Annotated in this window: 3 protein-coding genes; 2 read left to right on the top strand and 1 reads right to left on the bottom strand. The window is 74.8% G+C overall.

The features are described from left to right. Window positions 1–198: 198 nt before the first annotated feature. Complete coding sequence (locus tag J0670_RS29295; protein WP_307806748.1) at window positions 199–1,434, bottom strand: MFS transporter; 1,236 nt, start codon at window positions 1,432–1,434, stop codon at window positions 199–201. A gap of 251 nt (window positions 1,435–1,685) precedes the next feature. Between J0670_RS29295 and J0670_RS29290 the strand changes: the two genes are divergently transcribed. Both J0670_RS29290 and J0670_RS40380 read left to right on the top strand, forming a co-directional pair. After that, window positions 1,686–2,225, top strand: a complete 540-nt coding sequence (locus J0670_RS29290; protein ID WP_207814713.1) for a Chromate resistance protein ChrB — start codon at window positions 1,686–1,688, stop codon at window positions 2,223–2,225. 201 nt (window positions 2,226–2,426) lie between these two features. Continuing rightward, window positions 2,427–5,171 (top strand): LuxR family transcriptional regulator, encoded by a 2,745-nt coding sequence (locus J0670_RS40380; RefSeq protein WP_207814712.1) that lies wholly within the window; start codon window positions 2,427–2,429, stop codon window positions 5,169–5,171. Window positions 5,172–5,252 lie beyond the last annotated feature (81 nt).

Below are 5,252 nucleotides of genomic sequence, written 5' to 3'. Positions count from 1 at the left end.
CGCCGGGTGGTCACACCGTCCTCGGCGGGTCGGCCGATCGAAGTGAATCCGCAGGCGAACGGGTGGGCGGCGGACGACCCGTCAACGCACCCGGTGATCGGCGGCAGCGACCAGCCGCCGGACTTCTCGCTGCGGGTCACCTCGAGCCGCACCCTGAACAACGCGAAGGGGCCCCCTTCGGCGGGCCCCTTCGCCGGTTCAGCCGCGGCGCGGGCGCGTGAGCGCGAGCAGGAGGAGGGCCGCGGCCTGGATCGCGATGGTGACGGTGATCAGCACGGGGACGGAGTACGCGTAGAGGGCTCCGGCGAGTACGCCGCCGACCAGGGTCGCGGCTCCGACCACGGCGGCGAAAAGGCCGTAGGCGGTGGCCCGGCGCCCGGGCGGGACGAGGTCGGCGACGGTGGCCCGCAGGGTGGACTCCTGGACGCCCATCGCGGCGCCCCACAGCAGCGCGCCGGCCACGACCGCGGCGAGGGTGTCGGTGAAGGCCAGCACGGGGACGGCCGCGGCCAGCAACGGCAGCACCGCGAGGGTCCGGGCGCCGTACCGGTCATAGGCCCAGCCGGTGGCCAGGGCGGCGACCGCGTCGGCGGCCATGGCAGCCGCGTACAGCACCGGCACGGCGGCGGCGGACAGCAGTTGGCGCTCGACCACGTGGTAGGAGAGCACGCCGAACGTGGCGAAACCGGCCAGGGTGGCGGCGCTGAACCCGGCGTACAGCCAGAAGGCGCGCGGCAGCGGCCGGGAGCCCGCAACGACGGCCCGGGCCTCGGGGGCGGCGGAGGGTTCGGGTGTGTCGGGAGCCTCGTACGCGGCCGGGTCCGGGACGCGAAGGCGCAGCCAGACCAGCAGGGCCAGGGCGAGGACTCCGGGCGCGGCCAGCACGCCGAGGGCCGGGGCGTAGTCGCCGCCGGTGGCCGCGAGGACGCCGGCGACGGTGAGCGGGCCGATCAGCGCGCCGATCTGGTCCATCGCCTCGTGCACGGCGAATCCCCGGCCGCGCCCGGTGGCGGCGGTCGCGTGGGAGAGCAGGGTGTCCTTCGCCGGCGAGCGCACCGCCTTGCCGACGCGTTCGGCGATCACCAGCGCACTCGCCACCCCCAGGGTGCCCGCCAGGCCGAGGAACGGGACGGTGACCGCGGTGAGCGCGTACCCGGCGATCGTCCAGGCCCAGAAGCGGCGGGTCCGGTCGGCCAGCGGTCCGGAGCCCAGGCGCAGGACGAGGGCGGCCGCCTCGCCGACGCCGGTGACGACACCGACCACCAGGGCCGAGGCACCCAGCGAGGCCAGCAGCGGCCCGGTGACCGAGCGGGCGCCCTCGTAGACGAAGTCCATCAGCAGGCTGACCGTGCCGAACGCCATCACGAAGCGCCACGGCCGCATCCTCGGGGCACCGGCCCGGCCGGGTGCCGGGTTGCTGGTGGCGGCGTTCACGCGACGACCTCCACGACTAGGGGCCCGCCGCTGCCGCCGCCGAGCGCGTTATCGCTGATCAGCCGCATGATTCACCAGTTCCTGACCGGCGCACGGCGCTCCCCCGCGGAGCAGGCCGGCTCTCACCGTTCGCCGATGAATGTAACAGCCGTTATTTTTTCCGAGCAACGCTGTTGCGCCCCATCGCAGGAGGGCGCCCTCCGGCACGCCCCTCGCGCCGGTGGAGCCGCACGGCAGGAGAGACTGGCCGGGTGAGTGAAACCGTGACCTGGCTCCTCCTGGCCTACCGCGTCCCCAGCGAACCCAGCCGACTGCGCGCCACCGTCTGGCGTCGCCTGAAGGCCCTCGGCGCGATCTACGTCCAGAACTCGGTGGCGGCCCTGCCCGAAGACTCGACGGCCGAACGCGCCCTGCGCGCGCTGCGCGCCGAGATCGGCCAGCTGGGCGGCACCGCCCAGCTGCTGCGCGCCGACGCCCTGGCCGGCGGGGCGGACCTGGTGACGGCCTACAACACGGCCCGGGACGAGGAGTACACCGAGATCGTCGCCCGCTGCCACGACTTCCTCGCCGAGATCGAGCGGGAGACGGCCGAGGAGCACTTCACGTACGGCGAGCTGGAGGAGAACGACGAGGACCTGGCCAAGCTGCGCGGCTGGTTCGACAAGGTCGTCGCTCGCGACCGCCTCGGCGCATCCGGGCGCGAGGCCACCGCCCGGGCGCTCGCCGAGTGCGCGAAGGCGCTCGACGGCTTCGCGGACGCCGTCTACGCCGCCGACACCGACGGAGCCTGACCCCGGCTAGCCCGGCGGTCATCGGTTCGGGGCACGTGGTGGGCGGCGGTGAACTGACAAGCGGCGTCCAGGACTTCCAGGGGCCACGAGGCGGGGAGGACTGAACTCCGGCGGTGCGGCAGCATCCCGGAGCATCAGCGCGGCGCAGTACGATAACCCTTCGGGCGCGCCCGCCCCAGTGACCCGACTGGATGGGGGAACGTGGAGCTCGTCGGCCGGCAGAAGCAGGTGGACCTCCTGGCCCGACTTCTGTCCGATTCGCGGAGCCGGGGAAGCGCCGTGCTGGTCCGCGGCCCGGCCGGAATCGGGAAGACGGCCCTGCTCGCCGAAGCCGCCGCCCTCGCCGAAGCCTCGGGGTACCGGGTGCTGCGCACCAGCGGCGTCGAGGCCGAGAGCGACATCCCCTACGCCGGCCTGCAGATGCTCCTGCGCCCACTGGCCGCCGGGACGCGGGAGCTCACGGCGCCGCACCGACAGGCCTTGGAGGCCGCCCAGGGGCACGCCGAGGCCTACATCCCGGACGTCTTCCTGGTGGGCCTGGCGACCCTCAACCTGATCGCCGACGCCGCGGCGATCGCCCCGGTGCTCGTGCTCGCCGACGACGTGCAGTGGCTCGACGACGCCACCGTCAGCATCCTGGCGTTCATGGCGCGCCGGGTCGGCACCGAGCCGGTGGTCATGGTGGGAGCCGCGCGCGACGGCTACCGGTCGCGCCTGAACCCCGACGAGATGACCGTCCTGCCGCTCGAACCGCTGTCCGACGACGAGGCGACGGCACTGCTCGCGGACCGGGCCCCGCACCTGCGGCCCACCGCCCACCGGCGGCTGCTGGCCGCCGCGGCCGGCAATCCGCTGGCGCTGACCGAACTGTCGCGCGCGGTGGGCGCCTCCGTCGATCCGCAGCTCGCCGAGATCCCGCTCACCGAGATCCCGCTGACCGAGCGGCTGGAGAGCGCCTTCACCGATCGGCTCAGGACGCTGCCGGAGGTCACCCGCGGCCTGCTCCGGATCGCCGCCCTCGATGACGCCTCCTCACTTCCGGAGCTCTACAGCGCGACCCGGGTGTTCACGGGCTCGCCCGTCGGGGCGGCGGACCTGGAGCCGGCCGTCCGAGCCCGCCTGGTCGAAGTCGTCGCGCCCGAGCTCCACTTCGGCCATCCGCTGATGCGGTCGGCGATCCAGCAGGCGATGCCGGCCGATGTCCGGCACGCCGCGCACGCCGCGCTCGCCTCGGTACTCGACGGCCAACCGGACCGGCAGGTTCGGCACCGCGCCGCCGCGACCGGGACCCCCGACGAATCCATCGCCGCCGCCCTGCACGACGCGGCGCGACGGGCGGCCCGGCGCGGCGGCATCGCCGCGGCCGTCACCGCACTGGAACAGGCCGCCGCGCTCAGCGAGGACGCCGGCCAGCGTGCCGAACGCCTGCTGCTGGCAGCCGATTTCGCCGCCGAACTCGGCCGGCCGGAGAGCGTGACCAGACTGCTGGAGCGGGCCCTGACCGGGCCGTTGTCCCGGCAGCAGCACGCCAGGGTGGTGTGGCTGCGCGGCGGACACGACGAAGGGCTGCACAGCCACTCCTCCGGCGCCCTCTCGCTCACCGCCCTGGCGGAGGAGATCGCCACCGAGGATCCGGGGCTCGCGCTGCGGATCCTGTGGAGCGCGGCCCAGCTCTGCTTCTGGTCCGACCCGGGCCCCGAGGCCCGCCGCGAGATCCTGGCGGCCGTGGAGCACATGGTGGCGGACGAACTCGATCCGTGGCGGCTGGCCATCTGCGCCTACGTCGCGCCGGTCGAACGCGGCGGGTACGTCCTGGCCCGGGCCCGGGACGTCGTCCTGCCCGAGGGCGACGACGGGCGCGCCTACCGGATGCTGAGCACGGCGGCCCTGCTCGCCGGCGGCTTCGGCCTGGCCCGGGCCTTCTCCGAGGCCGGCGGCGCGGGGCTGCGCGCCCAGGGGCGCCTGGGGCTGCTGGCCCGCACGGTCGGCGCGGACGCCTGGAGCGCCCTGGTCGTCGGCGACCTCGGCGCCGCGATCGCGGCGACCGAGGAGTCCCGGCGGCTGGCGCGCGAGACCAGCCAGACCATGATGTACGCCCTGATGACGGCCACCGCCGCCAAGCTCGCGGCACTGCGCGGCGAGGAGGACGACGCCCTGCTGCTCGCCGAGACGGCCGAGGAGATCGGCCTGCCCGTCGGCGCGCGCCCGGTGCTGGCGACCGCGGCCATGGCGCGCGGTCTGGCCGCCCTGGGCCAGGGCCGGTTCGGGGAGGCGTACGGCCACTTCCGGCGACTGCACGATCCGGCGGATCCGGCGTTCCAGGTCGCGCTGCGGCTGACCACGCTCGGCGACCTGGTCGACGCCGCGACGCACTGCGGACGCACGGAGGCGGTGCTGCCGGTGGTGGCGGAGCTGGAGGCGGTGGCCGAACTGACGCCGGCCCCGGCCCTGCACGCCGACCTGCGCCTGGCCCGGGCGCTGGTCGCGGCCGACGGCGACGCCGAGCCGCTCTTCGAGGCCGCGCTGAGCGCCGACCTCAGCGCGCTGCCGCTGGTCCGGGCCCGTACGCACCTGGCCTTCGGCGAGTGGCTGCGGCGCCGCCGCCGCAGCGTCGAGTCCCGGGAGCACCTGCGCACCGCCCGCGACATGTTCGACGCACTCGGTGCCATTCCCTGGGGGGAAAAGGCCCGCCGGGAGCTGCGGGCGGCCGGTGGGACCAGCCGCGGCCGGGCTCCGGACGTGCGCGACCAGCTGACCCCGCACGAGCTGCAGATCGTCCGGTTGGCCGCCGACGGCCTGACCAACCGCGAGATCGGCGAGCGGCTCTACCTGTCGCACCGGACGGTCAGCTCGCACCTGTACCGGATCTTCCCCAAGCTCGGCGTCGTCTCACGCGCCGAGCTGCGCGCGATGGCCGGAGTCCTGCGACGATCCACCGTCATGTGACGCTCGATCAGCCCGTCGTCGTGCTCCTAGCGTTTCCCCGGAGAGTTTCGAGGTCAAGGGGGGGGTTCCATGGTGTGGCTC

The sequence above is a fragment of the Streptomyces sp. FH025 genome (assembly GCF_017427025.1).
Classification (GTDB): Bacteria; Actinomycetota; Actinomycetes; order Streptomycetales; family Streptomycetaceae; genus Kitasatospora.
The sequence above is the reverse complement of the archived record's forward strand: the minus strand, read 5'-3'. Positions and strand labels throughout refer to the sequence as shown.